Annotated in this window: 17 protein-coding genes; 14 read left to right on the forward strand and 3 right to left on the reverse strand. The window is 71.2% G+C overall.

What is annotated here, in order from left to right; all coding sequences use genetic code 11:
- Position 1: 1 nt before the first annotated feature.
- The 6 genes from dxr (at position 2) to ACFWDI_RS28630 (ending at position 7,196) form a co-directional block, all read left to right on the forward strand.
- On the forward strand, positions 2–1,252 hold the full coding sequence (gene dxr / locus ACFWDI_RS28605; RefSeq protein WP_327326392.1) for a 1-deoxy-D-xylulose-5-phosphate reductoisomerase: 1,251 nt from the start codon (positions 2–4) through the stop codon (positions 1,250–1,252).
- Complete coding sequence (locus ACFWDI_RS28610; RefSeq protein WP_385308162.1) at positions 1,249–2,550, forward strand: M50 family metallopeptidase; 1,302 nt, start codon at positions 1,249–1,251, stop codon at positions 2,548–2,550. The genes dxr and ACFWDI_RS28610 overlap by 4 nt, the downstream gene beginning before the upstream one ends.
- A gap of 163 nt (positions 2,551–2,713) precedes the next feature.
- The gene (gene ispG, locus ACFWDI_RS28615) at positions 2,714–3,868 is read left to right on the forward strand and encodes a flavodoxin-dependent (E)-4-hydroxy-3-methylbut-2-enyl-diphosphate synthase (protein WP_327326394.1); all 1,155 of its coding nucleotides are present in this window, start codon (positions 2,714–2,716) and stop codon (positions 3,866–3,868) included.
- 125 nt (positions 3,869–3,993) lie between these two features.
- The gene (locus tag ACFWDI_RS28620) at positions 3,994–4,836 is read left to right on the forward strand and encodes a GNAT family N-acetyltransferase (RefSeq protein WP_385308253.1); all 843 of its coding nucleotides are present in this window, start codon (positions 3,994–3,996) and stop codon (positions 4,834–4,836) included.
- A gap of 30 nt (positions 4,837–4,866) precedes the next feature.
- Positions 4,867–5,436: a GNAT family N-acetyltransferase gene (locus tag ACFWDI_RS28625; protein ID WP_327326396.1), complete on the forward strand. Its 570-nt coding sequence runs from the start codon at positions 4,867–4,869 to the stop codon at positions 5,434–5,436.
- Between the two features lie 65 nt (positions 5,437–5,501).
- Positions 5,502–7,196, forward strand: coding sequence for a proline--tRNA ligase (locus ACFWDI_RS28630; protein ID WP_385308165.1), 1,695 nt, complete (start codon positions 5,502–5,504; stop codon positions 7,194–7,196).
- Between the two features lie 562 nt (positions 7,197–7,758).
- Here ACFWDI_RS28630 and ACFWDI_RS28635 read toward each other — a convergent pair.
- Genes ACFWDI_RS28635 through ACFWDI_RS28645 form a run of 3 tightly spaced genes read right to left on the reverse strand, consistent with a single transcriptional unit; the run spans position 7,759 to position 9,625 of the window.
- Complete coding sequence (locus ACFWDI_RS28635) at positions 7,759–8,655, reverse strand: aminoglycoside phosphotransferase family protein (protein WP_385308167.1); 897 nt, start codon at positions 8,653–8,655, stop codon at positions 7,759–7,761.
- Positions 8,656–8,678: 23 nt separating this feature from the next.
- Complete coding sequence (locus ACFWDI_RS28640) at positions 8,679–9,140, reverse strand: ferritin-like domain-containing protein (protein WP_385308170.1); 462 nt, start codon at positions 9,138–9,140, stop codon at positions 8,679–8,681.
- The gene (locus tag ACFWDI_RS28645; RefSeq protein ID WP_385308173.1) at positions 9,137–9,625 is read right to left on the reverse strand and encodes a hypothetical protein; all 489 of its coding nucleotides are present in this window, start codon (positions 9,623–9,625) and stop codon (positions 9,137–9,139) included. The genes ACFWDI_RS28640 and ACFWDI_RS28645 overlap by 4 nt, the downstream gene beginning before the upstream one ends.
- Before the next feature lie 154 nt (positions 9,626–9,779).
- On the opposite strand from ACFWDI_RS28645, the gene rimP reads away from it, so the two are divergent.
- The 8 genes from rimP to ACFWDI_RS28685 form a co-directional block, all read left to right on the forward strand.
- Positions 9,780–10,286: a ribosome maturation factor RimP gene (gene rimP / locus ACFWDI_RS28650; RefSeq protein ID WP_385308176.1), complete on the forward strand. Its 507-nt coding sequence runs from the start codon at positions 9,780–9,782 to the stop codon at positions 10,284–10,286.
- Positions 10,287–10,288: 2 nt separating this feature from the next.
- Positions 10,289–11,338: a transcription termination factor NusA gene (nusA, locus tag ACFWDI_RS28655; protein WP_385308179.1), complete on the forward strand. Its 1,050-nt coding sequence runs from the start codon at positions 10,289–10,291 to the stop codon at positions 11,336–11,338.
- A 151-nt stretch (positions 11,339–11,489) separates the two neighbouring features.
- Positions 11,490–11,768: a YlxR family protein gene (locus ACFWDI_RS28660; RefSeq protein WP_385308181.1), complete on the forward strand. Its 279-nt coding sequence runs from the start codon at positions 11,490–11,492 to the stop codon at positions 11,766–11,768.
- A 148-nt stretch (positions 11,769–11,916) separates the two neighbouring features.
- Complete coding sequence (gene infB / locus ACFWDI_RS28665) at positions 11,917–15,042, forward strand: translation initiation factor IF-2 (protein WP_385308184.1); 3,126 nt, start codon at positions 11,917–11,919, stop codon at positions 15,040–15,042.
- Positions 15,043–15,193: 151 nt separating this feature from the next.
- The gene (locus ACFWDI_RS28670) at positions 15,194–15,487 is read left to right on the forward strand and encodes a DUF503 domain-containing protein (RefSeq protein WP_327326405.1); all 294 of its coding nucleotides are present in this window, start codon (positions 15,194–15,196) and stop codon (positions 15,485–15,487) included.
- Positions 15,488–15,516: 29 nt separating this feature from the next.
- Positions 15,517–15,972, forward strand: a complete 456-nt coding sequence (rbfA, locus tag ACFWDI_RS28675; RefSeq protein ID WP_385308187.1) for a 30S ribosome-binding factor RbfA — start codon at positions 15,517–15,519, stop codon at positions 15,970–15,972.
- Positions 15,969–16,868 carry a tRNA pseudouridine(55) synthase TruB gene (gene truB / locus ACFWDI_RS28680; protein ID WP_385308190.1) on the forward strand — a complete coding sequence of 300 codons (900 nt, stop codon included), beginning with the start codon at positions 15,969–15,971 and terminating at the stop codon, positions 16,866–16,868. Before rbfA ends, truB begins: the two co-directional genes overlap by 4 nt.
- 200 nt (positions 16,869–17,068) lie before the next feature.
- A partial coding sequence (locus ACFWDI_RS28685) for a trypsin-like peptidase domain-containing protein (protein ID WP_385308193.1) occupies positions 17,069–19,602 on the forward strand: 2,534 nt, incomplete at its 3' end.

The following is a 19,602-nucleotide window of genomic DNA, read 5'->3' on the forward strand; positions in this document are numbered from 1 at the left end:
GATGAGCGACAGCCCATCCCCCCTCGCCGACCCGCACCTCGTCTTCGACGCGACCGAAGGCCGCCGGGACATCGTCGTCCTCGGCTCCACCGGGTCCATCGGCACACAGGCCATCGACCTGGTGCTGCGCAACCCCGACCGCTTCCGTGTCACCGCGCTCTCCGCCGCCGGCGGCCGCGTCGGACTCCTCGCCGAGCAGGCACGGCAGTTGCGGGTCGACACGGTCGCGGTGGCCCGCGAGGACGCCGTGCCCGCACTGCGCGAGGCACTCGCGGAGCAGTACGGGGCCGAGCCCCTGCCCGAGATCCTGGCCGGACCCGACGCCGCCACCCAGCTCGCCGCCTCCGCCTGCCACACCGTGCTCAACGGCATCACCGGATCCATCGGTCTTGCCCCCACCCTCGCCGCCCTCGAAGCCGGCCGGACGCTCGCCCTCGCCAACAAGGAGTCGCTCATCGTCGGCGGGCCGCTGGTCAAGGCCCTCGCCAAGCCCGGCCAGATCATCCCGGTCGACTCCGAGCACGCCGCCCTCTTCCAGGCGCTGGCGGCCGGGACGAGAGCCGACGTACGCAAGCTGGTGGTGACGGCCTCCGGCGGGCCGTTCCGTGGCCGTACGCGTGCCGAGCTGGCAGATGTCACCCCCGAGGACGCCCTCGCCCACCCCACCTGGGCCATGGGCCCGGTGATCACGGTGAACAGCGCCACCCTCGTCAACAAGGGGCTCGAGGTCATCGAGGCGCATCTTCTCTACGACATCCCCTTCGACCGCATCGAGGTCGTCGTACACCCCCAGTCCTACGTTCACTCCATGGTGGAGTTCACGGACGGCTCGACCATCGCCCAGGCCACCCCGCCCGATATGCGCGGCCCGATCGCCCTCGGCATCGGCTGGCCCCAGCGGGTGCCCGACGCCGCCCCGGCCTTCGACTGGACCAAGGCCTCGAGCTGGGAGTTCTTCCCGCTCGACACCGAGGCCTTCCCCTCGGTGGGACTCGCCCGGCAGGTGGGGGAGCTGGGCGGAACGGCCCCGGCGGTGTTCAATGCCGCGAATGAGGAGTGCGTGGACGCATTCCTCGCCGGGCGGCTGCCGTTCAACGGAATCATGGATACGGTCACCGGAGTCGTCGCCGAGCACGGCGTTCCCGCCTCGGGAACCTCACTTACGGTGGCAGACGTCCTGGAAGCGGAGACCTGGGCCCGGGCGAGGGCCCGGGAACTGGCAGTGAAGGCGACAGCGGAGGCTCGCGCATGACGATTCTGTTGACGGTCCTCGGCATAGCTCTATTTGCTGTGGGACTGATGGTCTCGATCGCCTGGCACGAGCTGGGCCATCTGTCGACGGCCAAGCTCTTCGGTATCCGCGTGCCCCAGTACATGGTCGGCTTCGGACCGACCGTCTGGTCCCGGAACAAGGGCGAGACGGAGTACGGCATCAAGGCCATCCCCATGGGTGGCTACATCCGCATGATCGGGATGTTCCCGCCGGGGGAGGACGGCCGGATCGAGGCACGGTCCACCTCGCCCTGGCGCGGGATGATCGAGGACGCCCGCTCGGCGGCCTTCGAGGAGCTGAAGCCCGGCGACGAGAACCGGCTCTTCTACACACGCAAGCCGTGGAAGCGCGTCATCGTGATGTTCGCGGGACCGTTCATGAACCTGATCCTCGCCGTCGCGATCTTCCTGGGGGTGTCGATGTCCTTCGGCTTCGCCACCCAGACCACCCAGGTCGCCGGGGTCCAGCAGTGCGTCATCTCGCAGAGCGAGGACCGCGACAAGTGCCAGAAGAGCGACCCGGTCTCGCCCGCCCAGGCCGCGGGCCTGAAGAAGGGCGACAAGATCGTCGCCTTCAACGGAGAGCCCGTCGCCGACTGGTCCGAGCTCTCGAACCACATCCGCGAGACGATCGGCCCCGCCACCATCACCGTCGTGCGGGACGGCCGGCAGCAGGTGCTCAAGGCCACGCTCGCCAAGAACATGGTCGCCGAGAAGGACGGGCAGGGACAGGTCGTTCCCGGCAAGTACATCGCAGCCGGCTATCTCGGCTTCGCCGCCCAGACCGAGATCCAGCCGCTCTCCTTCGGCGAGTCCGTGAACCGCATGGGCGACATGATCGAGAACAGCGTCGATTCGATCGTCGCGCTGCCGTCCAAGATCCCCGATCTGTGGAACGCGGCCTTCAGCGACGGCGAGCGCAAGGCCGACTCCCCGGTGGGCGTCGTCGGCGCGGCGCGCATCAGCGGTGAGGTACTGAACCTGGATGTCCCGACGCAGAGCATCATCGCGACCTTCCTGATGGTGCTCGCCACCTTCAACCTCTCGCTGTTCCTGTTCAACATGCTGCCGCTGCTGCCGCTGGACGGCGGGCACATCGCGGGCGCGCTCTGGGAGTCCGTACGCCGCAGCATCGCGAAGGTGTTCCGGCGTCCCGACCCCGGTCCCTTCGACGTGGCCAAGCTGATGCCGGTCGCGTACGTCGTGGCGGGAATCTTCATCTGCTTCACGCTGCTCGTGCTGGTCGCCGACATCGTCAATCCGGTCAAGATCAGCTGAGCGAGTCCCTTTCGTGGCGGCCGGACACCCTTTGTGTCCGGCCGCTCACCTTTGAGTGGACTTCGGGCAGCGATGTGCTGGGCCCAATCTCAGTGCCGTAATCTCGGAGGCTGGAGCCCGCCGATCTCGGGACCTCGATCCACACCTTGGGGTTGCACAGCAGATGACTGCAATTTCGCTCGGAATGCCGTCCGTTCCGACCAAGCTCGCCGACCGGAGGGTCAGCCGCAAGATCCAGGTCGGCACCGTGGCCGTCGGCGGGGACGCCCCGGTGTCGGTGCAGTCGATGACGACCACACGCACCTCCGACATCGGCGCGACGCTGCAGCAGATCGCCGAACTGACCGCGTCCGGTTGCCAGATCGTACGAGTCGCCTGCCCGACCCAGGACGACGCGGACGCGCTGGCCACCATCGCGCGCAAGTCCCAGATCCCGGTGATCGCGGACATCCACTTCCAGCCGAAGTACGTCTTCGCTGCGATCGACGCCGGCTGCGCTGCCGTCCGGGTCAACCCGGGCAACATCAAGCAGTTCGACGACAAGGTCAAGGAGATCGCGCGCGCGGCCAACGAGACCGGCACCCCGATCCGAATCGGAGTCAACGCCGGATCGCTCGATGCCCGGCTCCTCGCCAAGTACGGCAAGGCGACCCCTGAGGCGCTCGTCGAGTCCGCGCTGTGGGAGGCGTCCCTCTTCGAGGAGCACGGCTTCCGCGACATCAAGATCTCGGTCAAGCACAACGACCCGGTCGTGATGGTCAACGCCTACCGGCAGCTCGCCGCCCAGTGCGACTACCCCCTCCACCTCGGCGTCACCGAGGCAGGCCCCGCGTTCCAGGGCACCATCAAGTCCGCCGTCGCCTTCGGCGCCCTGCTCAGCGAGGGCATCGGCGACACCATCCGGGTCTCGCTCTCCGCCCCGCCCGCCGAAGAGGTCAAGGTCGGCATCCAGATCCTGGAGTCGCTCAACCTCAAGCAGCGCCGCCTGGAGATTGTCTCCTGCCCCTCCTGCGGCCGCGCCCAGGTCGACGTCTACAAGCTCGCCGACCAGGTCAGCGCCGGCCTGGAGGGCATGGAGGTGCCGCTGCGCGTCGCCGTCATGGGCTGCGTCGTCAACGGCCCCGGCGAGGCCCGCGAGGCCGACCTCGGCGTCGCCTCCGGCAACGGCAAGGGGCAGATCTTCGTCAAGGGCGAGGTCATCAAGACCGTCCCCGAGTCGAAGATTGTCGAGACCCTCATCGAAGAGGCCCTGAAGATCGCCGAGCAGATGGAGAAGGACGGCATCGCGTCCGGCGAGCCCGAGGTCTCCGTCAGCTGACATATCCGTACCGGCCCCGCCACGCCCCCTGGCGCGTGGCGGGGCCTTGTGCTGGGCTCGGCACCCCGCAGACCTGCCAGGTACAGTGCGGAGATCAGCAGACCGCATGGTGAGGCCCCCTCGTGTTGACGCAGACCACCACCCGGGTCCTCGAACCCAGCGACCTCGGCGCAGCGCTCGCCATCCTCGAGAGCGAGCCCGTAGCGAATGCTTTCGTCACGTCCCGCGTCCAGGCCGCCGGGCTCGACCCCTGGCGCCTCGGCGGCGAGATGTGGGGCTGGTACGCGGGCGGGCAGCTGCGCTCGCTCTGCTACTCCGGCGCCAATCTCGTGCCGATCTGCGCCGCCCCCGAAGCCGTCCGCGCCTTTGCCGACCGGGCCCGCAGGACCGGTCGCCGCTGCTCCTCCATCGTCGGCCCGGCCGAGCCCACCGCCGAGCTGTGGCGGCTGCTCGAGCCCAGCTGGGGCCCGGCCAGGGACGTACGCGCCCAGCAGCCGCTCATGGTCACCGAGCAGCCGCCCGGCGACATCGAGGCCGATCCGTACGTCCGCCGCATCCGCAAGGACGAGATAGAGGTGATCATGCCGGCGTGCGTGGCGATGTTCACCGAGGAGGTCGGCATCTCGCCGATGGCCGGTGACGGCGGACTGCTCTACCAGGCGCGCGTGGCCGAACTCGTCGGCGCGGGACGGTCGTTCGCCCGTATCGACGACGGCAAGGTCGTCTTCAAGGCCGAGATCGGCGCGGCCACCAGCCATGCCTGCCAGATCCAAGGCGTGTGGGTCGCACCGGAGTTCCGCGGCCGCGGGCTGTCCGAGACGGGCATGGCGGCCGTGCTGCGCTATGCCCTGCAGGACGTCGCACCGGTTGTCAGCCTGTACGTGAACGACTACAACACCGCGGCCAGGGCGGCGTACCGGCGGGTCGGCTTCCGTGAGGTCGGCGCCTTCATGAGCGTGCTGTTCTGACTGCGCGCAGCGGGAAGTAGGGTTTCGCGCATGGCTGCACTTTCAGGAGGCGGACCCCAGACCCCCAGCGTTGTGGTCGGGCCGGTCAATCTCGCCGCGCGGATCGACGAAGCCCTCGCGGTGCAGGCCCTAGCCTTCGGGCTCACCGACGACGAGATCGAGGTGCGCCGTCATATCGTCTACCGGCATCTCCTGCACCCGGGGGCCCGCGCACTCGGTGCGCTGACGAAGTCGGGCAGCCTTGTGGGTTTCGTCTACGGAATGCCCAACGACCGCACGCACTGGTGGTCCACCGTCGTCGAGCCGTATCTGCGCAGCACCGGCTCCGACGGCTGGCTCGACGACTCGTTCGTGATCACCGAACTCCATGTCCACCCCGGCTTCCAGGGCCGGGGCATCGGCCGCTCGCTGATCACCACGATCACCGACAGCGTCGAGCAGCCGCGCTCCATCCTCTCCGCGATCGACATCGAGAGCCCGGCCCGCGGGCTGTACCGAGCGCTCGGCTACCAGGACCTCGCGCGGCAGGTCGTTTTCCCCAGCGCACCCAGTCCGTACGCCGTGATGGGCGCCCCGCTGCCGCTGCTGCGCGGGAACTGATTTCCGCCTGCCGGTGCCCCCCGGCTAACCTCCTGCTCATCACACGTTCCGAGCAGGAGTTCACCATGGCCCAGGTCCAGCGCATGTCCCGTCTGATGGTCAAGACACTGCGCGACGACCCGGCGGACGCCGAGACGCTCAACCACAAGCTGCTTGTGCGCGCCGGCTATGTGCGCCGTACGTCCGCCGGCATCTGGAGCTGGCTGCCGCTCGGCAAGAAGGTGCTGGAGAACATCACCCGCGTCGTCCGCGAGGAGATGGACGCCATCGGGGGCCAGGAAGTGCTGCTGCCCGCCCTGCTGCCCAAGGAGGCGTACGACGCGAGCGGGCGCTACGAGGAGTACGGCGACCTGCTCTTCCGCCTCAAGGACCGCAAGGGCGCCGACTACCTCCTCGGCCCCACGCACGAAGAGATCTTCACCCAGGTCGTCAAGGACCAGTGCTCGTCCTACAAGGACCTGCCGGTGATCCTCTACCAGATCCAGACGAAGTACCGCGACGAGGCCCGTCCGCGCGCGGGTGTGCTGCGCGGCCGCGAGTTCCAGATGAAGGACTCGTACTCCTTCGACACCACCGACGAGGGTCTCGTCGAGTCGTACCAGCTGCACCGCGACGCGTACATCCGGATCTTCGAGCGACTCGGCCTCGACCACCGCATCGTCTCGGCGGTCTCGGGCGCGATGGGTGGCTCGGCGTCCGAGGAGTTCCTGGCCCCGGCCCCGGCCGGCGAGGACACCTTCGTGGACTGCCCGGCCTGTGAGTACGCGGCCAACACGGAGGCCGTGACCTTCACCGCGGCCGCGGCGGACGCCACATCCCACGGTCCCGTCGAGGAACTGGACACCCCCGACACCCCCACCATCGAGACCCTCGCCGCGCACCTTGGCGTCCCGGCCTCGGCGACCCTGAAGAACCTGCTGGTCAAGGTGGACGGTGAGATCGTCGCGGTCGGTGTCCCCGGTGACCGTGAGGTGGACCTCGGCAAGCTCGGGGAGCACCTGGCCCCGGCGGAGGTCGAGCTGGTCACCGCGGAGGACTTCGTGGACCGCCCCGATCTCGTACGCGGCTATGTCGGCCCGCAGGGCCTCGCCAAGGTCCGCTACATCGCCGACCCGCGCATCGCGCCCGGCACGGCCTGGGTGACCGGCGCGAACAAGCCGGACACGCACGCGAAGAACGTCGTCTGCGGCCGCGACTTCGAGGTGGACGACTACCTCGACGTGGTCGTGGTCGAGGACGGCGACCCCTGCCCGAAGTGCGGCACGGGCCTCAGGCTCGACCGCGCGATCGAGATCGGCCACATCTTCCAGCTGGGCCGCAAGTTCGCGGACGCCTTCCAGCTCGACGTCCTGGGCCAGAACGGCAAGCCGGTCCGGGTGACGATGGGCTCGTACGGCATCGGCGTCTCCCGCGCGGTGGCTGCCCTGGCCGAGCAGACGGCTGACGACAAGGGCCTGTGCTGGCCGCGTGAGATCGCCCCGGCGGACGTCCACGTGGTGGCGGCGGGCAAGGCACTCCAGACGGAGCTGGCGCTCGAGGTCGCGGAGAAGCTGTCCGCGGTGGGCCTGCGCGTGCTGGTCGACGAGCGCCCCGGAGTCTCGCCGGGCGTGAAGTTCACGGACGCGGAACTCATCGGCGTCCCGAAGATCCTGGTGGCGGGCCGCCGCTCGGCCGAGGGCGTGGTGGAACTGAAGGACCGCCGCACGGGCGAGCGCGAAGAACTGACGGTCGCCGAGGCGATCGCGCGCCTCAGCGCCTGATCCTGGGATCGCGCTTTGCGCCGCGAGGCGGCCGTGGGGGCCCGAGCGTCCGTGCCGTGGGGCTGGGTTCCTGGGGTGTGGGCCCTGAGGCCCCCACGCCGTGTGGCCGGCGTCTCTGTGGTGCAGGGCCCGAGCGCCCACGCCACGAGGCCGGCGCCCTGCGGGTGTGGGCCCGAGCGCCTGTGACGCGGGGCCGGCGCCCTGCGGATGTGGGGGCCTGGCCCCCACGCCGTGAGGATGGCGTCCCGAGGATGTGCGGCCTGAGCGCCCGTGCCGCGGGGCCGGCGCCCTGGGCTGTTGGGGCCCGAGCCTCCCGTGCTGCGGGGCTGGGATCCCTGGGGTGTGGGCCCCAGCGCCCCTGCCGCGAGGCCGGCGCCCTGCGGGTGTGGGGGCCCGAGCGCCCTACGCTGCGAAGCCGGCGGCCCCGGGGTGTGGGGGGCGTCAGCCCCCCGGGGGCCTGGGGGCACCGCCCCCAGTTTCGGGAAGGGGCGGGGAGGGGAAAGCGCGCCGCAGGCGGCCCCGGCCCGCGCCCCGGAGCCGGTGCGCCGACGGGACCCGCGGGCTACAACAGCCAGCCCGCGAACTCCAGCGCCAGTTCGCCCTCCCCGCGCCGCCCCGCCGCAATCGCCCGCGTGCCCGACTCCACCGCCCGGAACAACGTCCAGCCGCGCAGGCGTTCCCGGTCCACCTCCAGCGAGTCCGCCAGCTTGTTCACCCGGCGGCGGGCCGCAGACGCACCGGACGATGCCGCGATCAGGTCCTCGACCCGGTCGCGGACCAGGCGCGCCAGGTCGTAGGCGCGTTCACCCACCAGCGGCTCCGGGCCGACCGAGAGCCACGGCGTGCGGTCGCCCGCGAGGACCTTGCCCTGGCGGAAGTTGCCGTGCAGCAGCAGGAGTTCGGGCGACAGGGCCGTGAGCTCGTCGCGCGCGTCAAGCGCCGCGGCGACCACTGAAGCCGCCGCCGGATCCGCGAACGCACGCACCGCCTCCGCCTGCCGCGCCGTCCGCTCCGCCACCGTCTCGAAGCCATGGTCCGCCGGCGGCTCGACCCACAGCCGCCGCACCGCCCCCGCCGCCTCCAGCAACGCCTTCGCCTCCGGCAGCGACCGCAGGGACACCTCCGGATGCAGCCGCTCCAGCAGCAGCGCGTCCTCCGACGACGCGAGCAGCCGCACCGCGCCCCAGCCGTCCCAGCGCTCCAGCGCCGTCCGCTCCAGTGCCGGCGCGGCGAAGGACGGGGCGGCCTTCAGCGCGGCGGCCGTACCGTCGGGCTGTCGTACGAGGACGACCAGACTGCTCCTGCCGCCCGGCGCCACCACCCGCTCGACGTCCAGCTCCCACCGGTCCACCGACTCCTGGACGGTCTTGGGCAGCTGCCCGAGCCAGTCGTCCGCGGCCGTGTCCCCGTAGGTCTCACCGAGTGCCCGGACGAGCCGCTGCGGCGGTTCGAAAGCCATACGTCCGTTGTTCCCTTTCCGCTTCAGCGCGCTGGACGCCCACTCCGCTCGGCGAGCCCAGGAAAGGCTACGCCGCTGCCGCGCCAGCGCACCGCACGGACGGCCGCCTCGCGCAGCGAGCCCGCGGCCTCCCGCCGCAGCGGCCCTTCCGCGGCCCGTACGAGATCGGAGTAGACACCCGCGACCCGGTCCTCGAGCACCGCGGCGAGGCGCAGCGCCGCGGCCGCGTCCGGCACCGGGAAGGGCAGCGCGTACGCAGGGGCCGCCGCAGCCGGCGCCCCGCCCAGATCGCGCACGGTGCGCACCAGCGCGTCCCGCTGGGCCCGGTGCGCGGCGTACGCGGCCTGGATCTCGTCCTCCCGGTCGTCGCCGATCCGGCCGCCGACGACCCCGTACCCGTACACCGCCGCATGCTCCGCGGCGAGCGCGGCCTGTACAGCCTCCAGCGTGGCCACTACGGCCTCCGGCGCGTCCGGCGTGCTCATCGCGCGCCACCCTTCGTCAGCAGATACGCATGCGCGGCGCCTGCCGCCGCGACCGAGGCGAGCAGCCGGGCCAGCTCGGGCTCCGCATCGACAAGGGCGGCCGTGTGCGCGTCGGAGGTACGGCGCTCAGCCGCGACCAGTGCCTTGACCGCGGTCCCGGCATCGGCCGGAACCGGCACCGGTGGTGCCACCCGCGTCGTCCCCCCGAGCGCCGTCACATGCTCGGCGACCGCCGCCCGCAGAGCGGTCAACTGCCCGGCCAGCGCCGGATGTTGCCTGATGACGGCGTCGTACTGGTCACGCAGCGCGCCGCTCGTGGCAGCGAGCCTGCGCCGCAGTGCCGCCTCCGCGCGCGCCGGATCGGGCGCCGAGCCCGCCGTACGCCGTCCCTCCGGCTCATCCGTCGAACAGCCCGTCAACAGTGCGGTCGCCGCTGCCCCCGTCAGGATGAGCGCACGCCTCCGTGTTGTGCCCGTGCGCCCCACGCGTCTCTCCCTCGGGCCCGCAGTGATCATCGCCGCAGGCGAGCGTACCTGCGGGTCCGGCGCAGGTGGACGGCAACACCCCCCGGGACCGGATACCCTTTGATCTGACACGCGAGGATCCCACAACAGCACACGCGGCCGAGGAGTCACCCGGATGAGCACCACCCAGAGCGAGAGGCTGCGCGGGCTGCTGGAACCGCTCGTCAGCGCCGCGGACCTGGATCTGGAAGAGATCGAGGTGTCCCGGGCGGGCAGGCGCCGCATGCTGAGGGTCATCGTGGACTCCGACGAGGGCGTGGAGCTGGACGCCTGTGCCGAGCTGAGCCGCGCGATCTCCGAGAAGCTGGACGAGACGGACGCGATGGGCGAGGGCGAGTACGTCCTCGAAGTGAGCTCGCCGGGCGCCGACCGCCCCCTGACCCAGCATCGCCACTACGTACGCGCCGTCGGCCGACTGGTGAAGTTCCAGTTGCACGACGGCGGAACGGCCGAAGAGTTGGTGGCCCGCATCCTCACCGTGGACGACGAGGGACTCGACCTCGAAGTGCCGGGTGTGAAGGGGCGCAAGCCCACCGCCCGCCGTGTCACCTTCGCGGACATCGCCAAGGCACGGGTGGAGATCGAGTTCAACCGCAAGGACAAGAAGGAAGAGGAGGCGTAGCCGTGGACATCGACGTAAAGCTCCTGAAGGGCTTGGCACAAGAGAAGGAGATTCCCTTCGACCTGCTGGTCGAGGCGATCGAGTCGGCCCTCCTCATCGCGTACCACCGCACCGAGGGCAGCCGACGCCACGCGCGCGTCGTGCTCAGCCGGGACACCGGCCATGTGACGGTGTGGGCGAAGGAGGACGCGGCCGACCTCGAAGAGGGGCAGGAGGCCAAGGAGTTCGACGACACCCCTTCCGACTTCGGCCGTATCGCCGCGACCACCGCCCGCCAGGTCATCCAGCAGCGGCTGCGGGACGCCGAGAACGACGTCACCTTCGGTGAGTACGCCCGCCGTGAGGGCGATGTCGTCGCCGGCATGGTGCAGCAGGGCAAGGACCCGAAGAACGTCCTGGTGAGGCTGGACGACAAGCTCGAGGCGATCCTGCCGGTGCAGGAGCAGGTGCCGGGCGAGGAGTACACCCACGGTCTGCGGCTGCGTACGTACGTCGTCCGGGTCGCCAAGGGTGTGCGCGGCCCGTCCGTGACCCTGTCCCGCACTCACCCGAACCTGGTGAAGAAGCTCTTCGCACTCGAGGTCCCGGAGATCGCGGACGGCTCGGTCGAGATCGCGGCGATCGCCCGCGAAGCCGGCCACCGCACCAAGATCGCCGTTCGCTCGACCCGCTCGGGCCTGAACGCCAAGGGCGCGTGCATCGGCCCGATGGGCGGCCGGGTGCGCAATGTCATGGCCGAGCTGCACGGCGAGAAGATCGACATCGTGGACTGGTCGGACGACCCGGCCGAGATGGTGGCCAACGCCCTCTCGCCGGCCCGCGTCAGCAAGGTCGAGGTCGTCGACATGGGCGCGCGTTCCGCACGGGTGACCGTCCCCGACTACCAGCTGTCGCTGGCGATCGGCAAGGAGGGGCAGAACGCCCGCCTGGCCGCCCGTCTCACCGGTTGGCGTATCGACATCCGCCCCGACACGGAGCAGAGCGACGACCAGGGGCCGGACCGGGACTCCGACCGGGGCTCCGACCGGCACCGGGGCTCCGACCAGGGCTGAGGAATGCTGTGTCCTCCCGAGGGACACCCCCGGACCGTCGGGGCGGCGGGATCCCGGTGCGCCGGCGGCAGGATGTCACCTGGATCAAGACAACAACCGTTCGATTTTTGCCCCGAAGGGGTGAGGTCGGTCCGGGGAGGTAGACTTAGACGTGTCTGGCCGGACGCATGCCCGCGTATGCCCTGAGCGAACCTGTGTGGGATGCCGGGAGCGAGCGGCCAAGAGCGATCTGCTGCGCATCGTGATGACCGGAGACGCCTGCGTCCCCGATGATCGCGGTACGCTGCCCGGCCGGGGTGCGTATGTACACCCCGCCTTGGTCTGTCTCGACCTGGCGGTCCGCCGCCGAGCGTTCCCACGGGCCTTCCGGGCCAGGGGACCGCTCGATACCGCGGATGTACGCCGGTATGTCGAGCAGGCAGCACCGTAAGAAGAAGTACGGCACGGAACCCCGTGCGGTCAGGTACCTCGCGAGTTGGAAGTAGGTCGAGATTGCGATGAGCACTCGATGAGTACGCGATGAGTACGCCCATGAAGTAGCGACGGTCCGGCGGTAACCCGGACCTAAAAGGAGCGAAGTGGCTAAGGTCCGGGTATACGAACTCGCCAAGGAGTTCGGGGTTGAGAGCAAGGTCGTCATGGCCAAGCTCCAAGAACTCGGTGAATTCGTCCGTTCGGCGTCCTCGACGATCGAGGCGCCGGTTGTACGCAAGTTGACTGACGCACTGCAGGGGCCCGGCGGCAACGCCGGCAAGTCCGCTGCGAAGCCCGGCGCGCCTCGTAAGGCCGCGCCCGCCAAGCCCGGCGCGCCCTCCCCGGCGTCGTCGGCCCGTCCCGCTGCCCCCAAGCCCGGCGCCCCGGCCCCCAAGCCGGCCGCAGCCGAGGTTCCGGCGAGCAGCACCCCCAGCACCCCGTCCGCCGCCCCGGCCTCTCCGGGTCCGCGTCCGGGTCCCAAGCCGGCACCGGCCAAGCCCGCTCCGGCGGCTCCGGTGCCCGCGGCCGAGTTCTCGGCCCCGGCTCCGGCCCAGCCCGCAGCGCCGCAGGCCCCCTCGCGTCCCGCGGGTGCCACCCCCGGGCCTCGTCCTGCCGGTGGCTCCGCCCGTCCGGCTCCGGCCGGCGGTCAGCGTGACGGCGGCCGTGACGGTGGCCGTGGTGGCGACCGTCCGGCGCGTCCCGCCGGTCAGGGCGCCCCGCGTCCCGGCGGCAACCGTCCGGCGGGTCCCCGTCCGGGCAACAACCCCTTCACCTCTGGTGGCTCCACCGGCATGGCGCGCCCGCAGGCGCCCCGTCCGGGTGGCGCCCCGCGCCCCGGCGGCGGTCAGGACCGTCCCGGTGCCCCGCGTCCGCAGGGTGGTCCCGGCGGCGCTCCCCGTCCGCAGGGTCAGGGCGGCGCCCGTCCGAGCCCGGGCGGTATGCCCCGCCCGCAGGGCGGCGCTCCGCGTCCTGGCGGTGCCCCCGGTGGTAACCGTCCGAACCCCGGCATGATGCCGCAGCGTCCTGCTGCCGGTCCCCGTCCTGGTGGCGGCCCCGGTGGCGGCGGTCGCGGTCCCGGTGGCGGCGGCGGTCGTCCCGGCGGCGCCGGTGCCGGTCGTCCCGGTGGCGGCGGCGGCTTCGCCGGTCGTCCCGGTGGCGGTGGCGGTGGCGGTCGTCCCGGTGGCGGCGGCGGCTTCGCCGGTCGTCCCGGTGGCGGTGGCCCCGGTGGTGGCGGCGGCTTCGGTGGCGGCGGTGGCCGTCCCGGCTTCGCCGGACGTCCGGGTGGTCCCGGCGGCCGTGGTGGCACGCAGGGCGCCTTCGGCCGTCCCGGCGGCCCGGCGCGTCGTGGCCGTAAGTCGAAGCGGCAGAGGCGCCAGGAGTACGAGGCCATGCAGGCCCCGTCGGTGGGCGGCGTCATGCTGCCTCGCGGCAACGGACAGTCCGTCCGTCTGTCGCGCGGTGCCTCGCTGACCGACTTCGCGGAGAAGATCAACGCCAACCCGGCGTCGCTCGTCGGCGTGATGATGAACCTCGGCGAGATGGTCACTGCCACGCAGTCCGTCTCCGACGAGACGCTGAAGTTGCTCGCGGACGAGATGAACTTCGTCCTCGAGATCGTCAGCCCCGAGGAGGAGGACCGCGAGCTGCTCGAGTCCTTCGACATCGAGTTCGGCGAGGACGAGGGCGGCGAGGAGTTCCTCGTGTCCCGTCCGCCGGTCGTGACCGTCATGGGTCACGTCGACCACGGTAAGACCCGACTGCTGGACGCGATCCGCAAGACGAATGTGGTTGCGGGCGAGGCCGGCGGTATTACGCAGCACATCGGTGCGTACCAGGTCGCCACCGAGGTCAACGGTGAAGAGCGCGCCATCACCTTCATCGACACCCCGGGTCACGAGGCGTTCACCGCCATGCGTGCGCGTGGTGCGAAGTCCACCGACATCGCGATCCTCGTGGTGGCGGCGAACGACGGTGTGATGCCGCAGACGATCGAGGCGCTGAACCACGCCAAGGCGGCCGACGTGCCGATCGTGGTCGCGGTCAACAAGATCGACGTCGAGGGTGCCGACCCGACCAAGGTGCGCGGTCAGCTCACCGAGTTCGGTCTGGTGGCCGAGGAGTACGGCGGCGACACGATGTTCGTCGACATCTCCGCCAAGCAGGGCCTCAACATCGAGAGCCTGCTGGAGGCCGTGGTCCTCACCGCGGACGCCTCGCTCGACCTGCGGGCCAACCCGGACCAGGACGCGCAGGGTATTGCGATCGAGGCGCACCTCGACCGCGGCCGCGGTGCCGTCGCGACCGTCCTGGTCCAGCGAGGCACGCTGCGCGTCGGCGACACGATGGTCGCCGGTGACGCGTACGGCCGTGTCCGCGCGATGCTCGACGACAAGGGCGAGAACGTGGAAGAGGCGGGTCCGTCGACCCCGGTCCTCGTCCTCGGTCTCACCAACGTCCCGGGTGCCGGCGACAACTTCCTGGTTGTCGACGAGGACCGTACGGCCCGTCAGATCGCCGAGAAGCGTGCCGCTCGTGAGCGGAACGCCAACTTCGCCCGCAAGGGTGTCCGGTTCTCCCTGGAGAACCTGGACGAGGCGCTCAAGGCCGGTCTGGTGCAGGAACTCAACCTCATCATCAAGGGCGACGCGTCCGGTTCGGTGGAGGCTCTCGAGTCCTCGCTGCTCCAGCTCGACGTCGGCGAAGAGGTCGACATCCGCGTGCTGCACCGCGGCGTGGGTGCGGTCACCGAGTCGGACATCGACCTGGCGATGGGCTCCGACGCCATCGTCATCGGCTTCAACGTCCGCGCTGCCGGGCGTGCCCAGCAGATGGCGGAGCGCGAAGGCGTCGACGTCCGGTACTACTCGGTGATCTACCAGGCCATCGAGGAGATCGAGGCGGCCCTCAAGGGCATGCTCAAGCCGGAGTACGAAGAGGTCGAGCTCGGTACGGCGGAGATCCGCGAGATCTTCCGCTCGTCCAAGCTGGGCAACATCGCGGGTGTTCTCATCCGCTCCGGCGAGGTCAAGCGCAACACCAAGGCGCGCCTCGTCCGCGACGGCAAGGTCATCGCGGAGGACCTCAACATCCAGGGTCTGCGCCGCTTCAAGGACGACGTCACCGAGATTCGCGAAGGCTACGAGGGCGGTATCAACCTCGGAAACTTCAACGACATCAAGATCGACGACGTCATCGCGACGTACGAGATGCGCGAGAAGCCGCGCGGCTGACGCAAGAGCTGACGCACGGCATCCGGTCCGGGGCCGGTCGGCGGAGAGTATTTCCGTCGATCGGCCCCGGCCGTTCCGTGTACGGTTCTTGTGTCCCTGCCAAGAGCGGGCAGGGCCCTCTAACCCGTACCGGCGGGACATCCGGACATACATGTATGTGGGGACACTGTCCTTCGATCTGCTCCTCGGCGACGTACGTTCGTTGAAGGAGAAACGCTCCGTGATCCGCCCGATCGTTGCCGAGCTCCAGCGGAAATACGCGGTGAGCGCGGCGGAAGTGGGCGGTCAGGATCTTCACCGCCGGGCCGAGATCGGCCTGGCCGCGGTGTCCGGGGACACGGGGCACCTCACAGATGTACTCGACCGGTGCGAGCGCCTTGTCGCCGCCCGGCCGGAGGTGGAGCTGCTGTCGGTTCGACGCAGGCTCCACAGCGACGAAGACTGATTGAGCAAGGCAAAGAAGGAGAAGGACCAGTGGCCGACAACGCGCGGGCGAAGAAGCTGGCAGACCTCATCCGGGAGGTGGTCGCCGAGAAGCTGCAGCGCGGCATCAAGGACCCGCGCCTGGGTACGCACGTGACCATCACGGACACCCGTGTCACCGGCGACCTGCGGGAGGCCACGGTCTTCTACACGGTGTACGGCGACGACGAGGACCGGGCGAGTGCGGCAGCCGGGCTGGCGAGCGCCAAGGGCGTTCTGCGCTCGGCGGTCGGAGCGGCGGCGGGGACGAAGTTCACGCCGACCCTGACGTTCGTGGCGGACGCCCTCCCGGAGAACGCCAAGACGATCGAGGACCTGCTCGACAAGGCGCGTGCCTCCGACGCCAAGGTGCGTGAGGTGTCCTCGGGCGCCAAGTACGCCGGCGATGCGGACCCGTACCGCAAGCCGGAGGACGAGGACGCAGACGGGGACGACGCCTCCGAATGACACAGCAGAACAAGACGCCGGACGGCCTTGTCATCGTCGACAAGCCGTCCGGCTTCACTTCGCACGACGTTGTCGCCAAGATGCGCGGGATCGCCAGGACCCGCCGCGTCGGACACGCGGGGACGCTCGACCCCATGGCCACCGGTGTACTGGTGCTGGGCGTGGAAAGGGCCACCAAGCTTCTCGGCCACCTCGCGCTCACCGAGAAGGAGTACCTCGGCACCATCAGGCTGGGGCAGAACACCGTCACGGACGACGCGGAGGGTGAGATCACCTCCTCGGCCGATGCGTCCGCGGTCACCCGGGACGGCATCGACGCCGGCGTCGCCAGGCTGACCGGCGCGATCATGCAGGTTCCGTCGAAGGTCAGCGCCATCAAGATCGACGGAAAGCGGTCGTACGCCCGCGTCCGCGGCGGCGAGGATTTCGAGATCCCGGCCCGGCCGGTGACCGTTTCGTCGTTCCAGGTGTACGACGTCCGGGAGGCCGTTGCCGAGGACGGGACGCCGGTTGTGGACCTGGTCGTCTCGGTGGTCTGCTCGTCCGGTACGTACATCCGCGCCCTCGCCCGTGACCTCGGCGCCGATCTGGGCGTCGGCGGGCATCTGACGGCGCTGCGGCGCACTCGGGTCGGTCCGTACGGACTCGATGCGGCGAAGACGCTCGACCAGCTCCAGGAGGAGCTGACGGTGATGCCGATCGCCGAGGCCGCCGAGGCCGCGTTCCCGCGCTGGGACGTGGACGAGAAGCGGGCGAAGCTCCTGATCAACGGCGTACGGCTGGACATGCCGGCGTACGACACCTCGCCGGTGGCGGTCTTCGGACCCGACGGGCGCTTCCTGGTGCTGGTGGAGGAGCAGAAGGGCAAGGCCAAGAGCCTCGCCGTCTTCGGCTGAGCTCGCGCGGCCGGTGGCCGCACCGTGGAACGGGCAGGGCCGCTGCCCGTTCCACGATCCCCCTCCGAAGGTGTCTATCCACCGCGGCCCACGGATTCACCCCATCGGGCGGGCGCTCGGAGTGAACCGCGGGTGTATTCGGGGGCGCTTTCGGTACGCGTCCTTCTCCCGCTGATCACCGCCGACCTAACGTCGACAGCATGGGACGCGGGGACCTGGCGACGCTGGTACGTATCTGCGATCCGGCGGGGCGGCCGCGCGGGACCGGGTTCGTCGCCGACGACCGGGGCACGGTCGTGACCAGTCATGAGGCGGTCGACGGGCTGGTCCGGGTCATGCTGCACGCGCCCGGCGGGCGTACCTGCCTCGCCGAGGCCGACGCCGTCGTTCCCCTGCCCGAGGCCGGTCTGGCACTGGTACGCACCGAGGGGCTCGGGGTACGGCCGCTGCCGATCAGCACGCGGGAGCGGGTCGAGACGGGGACGTATGTACGGCTCGCGGCCCATGGCTGGCGGGAGGCGCGAGTGCTCGGTGCGGCGCAGGTGACGTACATCGCGACCGATCGCCTCCATCTGGTCGGCGACGCGATGGAGTTGGCGATCGGGACGGACGGCAGAGATGCCCTGCGGCTGGGTGGCGAAGCCGTCGGGGGGCCGGTGCTGGACGCCATGACAGGTGCGGTGCTGGGCGTTCTTGGCACCGCGCTGGAGGTGGGGCACCGGGCGGCGGGGTTCGCGCTGCCGCTGCGGGCCCCGGGCTTCCCGCCGGACGGGCCGCTCGCCGAACTGCTGCGGCGCAATGCGGCGACCGTTCCCGGGTACGGGCACGACCTCAACCTGGCCGGCGTGCTGGAGCTCACCGCGACGTCCACGGGGTCGGTCGGCGGGCCGGGCGTCTGGTCCGATCCCGTTGAACGACCCGAAACTGTACGGGAGTTGGCCACCTTCACCGGGCTGGTGATGGGCGTGGTCGGCGATCCCGGGACGGGCCGTACGACCGAACTCTCCGCGCTTGCCGCCCGCCGCGCCCGCGGTGCGGAACCGGCGCCCACCGTGTGGCTGCGCGGCGCCGATCTGCACGCCGACGACACTTCCGTCGCCGACGCGGTCGCCCGCGCCATCCGGCAGGCAGGACGTGTCCTCGCCGCGTCGGGAGCGCGCGGGGACTTTAAGCTCGTCACCCCGGAGCGGGTGGCGCGGCTGGCCCGCGAGGCCGGGCGGCCGCTGCTCGTCGTGCTGGACGGGCCCGAGGAGATGCCGCCCGTACCGGCCCATCGGCTGCCCGACTGGACTGCGGGGACGGTGAGTTGGCTGAGTTCCTGCGGTGTGCGGTTGGTCGTCGGCTGCCGGCCCGAGCACTGGGAGCAGGCCGGCGCGCTCTATCCGCCGGAGGTGCTGCACCGGCCGGCCGTACCCGCGCACCGGCTGCCGCCCGCGCTGCGGATCGGCGACCTGTCGGCGGGTGAGGCGGAGCGCGCGCGTGAGCGGTACGGGCTCCCGGCCGGAGCGATCGCCGCCGCGGACGAGCGGCACCCGCTCGCGCTGCGGCTGCTCGCGGAGGTGCGGGAGGCGCTGCCCGGCGAGGTACCGGGGCGGTCCGATGAGGTACCGGGGCGGCTCGGCGAGGTACCGGGGCCGCTCGGCCGCGAGGACGTCTTCAGCGCCCATCTGGACCTGATGTGCCTGCGGATCGCGGTCCGTGTCGCCGCGGCATCCCGCCCGCCGCTGCGCGGTACCGCGGTCCGCCGGCTGGCGGCGAGGGTGGCGGGCCAGGTCCATGAGGCGGCGCGGCGCTGCCTCGGCCCCGGACAGGGCGGGCTGGACCGCGAGTCCTTCGAGGAGATCTTTCCGTGGCGTACGGGTTGGGCTTCCGCGGTCCTCGCCGAGGGCCTGTTGGTCCCGGCGGGCGAGGGCTACCGCTTCGGGCACGAGGAACTCGCGGACTGGCTCCAGGGTGCGCACATGGACCTCGACGCGGCGCTCCACTCGCTGGTCCACCGCTGGGACGCGCGGGCGCCGGTGAGCCTGCCGTGGCGACCGGGGACGAACGGACCGGGCGCCCACGTCCCCCCGCCCCCGGGCTCGCACGAGCGCTGCCCCCGCGCCTTCCCGGTCCCCCGCCACCGCATCGGCCCGGTGGTCCATGCCCTGCTGCTTCTGGGCAGGGAGGGCGGCCCGCCGGAACTGGCACGCAGGCTGGAGGAGTTGATCGACGCACTGGACCACCTGGAGCCGACGCGGGGAGAGTGCGTCGGGGCGGTGCCGACCGACGAGGTGCCGGGCCCCGGGCCCGCCTGCGGCTGCCCGTGGGTGTCGGGACCCGCGGCCGAGGCGGGTGATGCCCGGCCAGGCGGGGGCGCAACGGGCGGTCTTGGGGGAGCGTGCTCCGCCTGCGAGGCGTGCGGTGCCGCTGCCGGCGGTTGGGCTGAGCCCGGTGGTGCCCCGGCGGGCGGGCATGCTCCCGGCTGCCCGTGGGCGTCGGGCTCGGGAGTCGGAGCGGGCAGTGGTGCGACCGGCGGTCCGGCCGTGCCGGGCACTTGGGCTGAGCGCTGTGGTGCTTCGGTGGGCGGGGCCGCACCCGGCCCTGGTGGTGCCTTGGCAGGTGGGCATGCTCCCGGCTGCCCGTGGGCGTCGGGTTCCGGAGTCGGAGCGGGCAGTGGTGCGACCGGCGGTCCGGCCGTGCCGGGCACTTGGGCTGAGCGCTGTGGTGCTTCGGTGGGCGGGGCCGCACCCGG

Origin of the sequence: Streptomyces sp. NPDC060064, from assembly GCF_042736455.1 — a bacterium.
GTDB lineage: Bacteria > Actinomycetota > Actinomycetes > Streptomycetales > Streptomycetaceae > Streptomyces.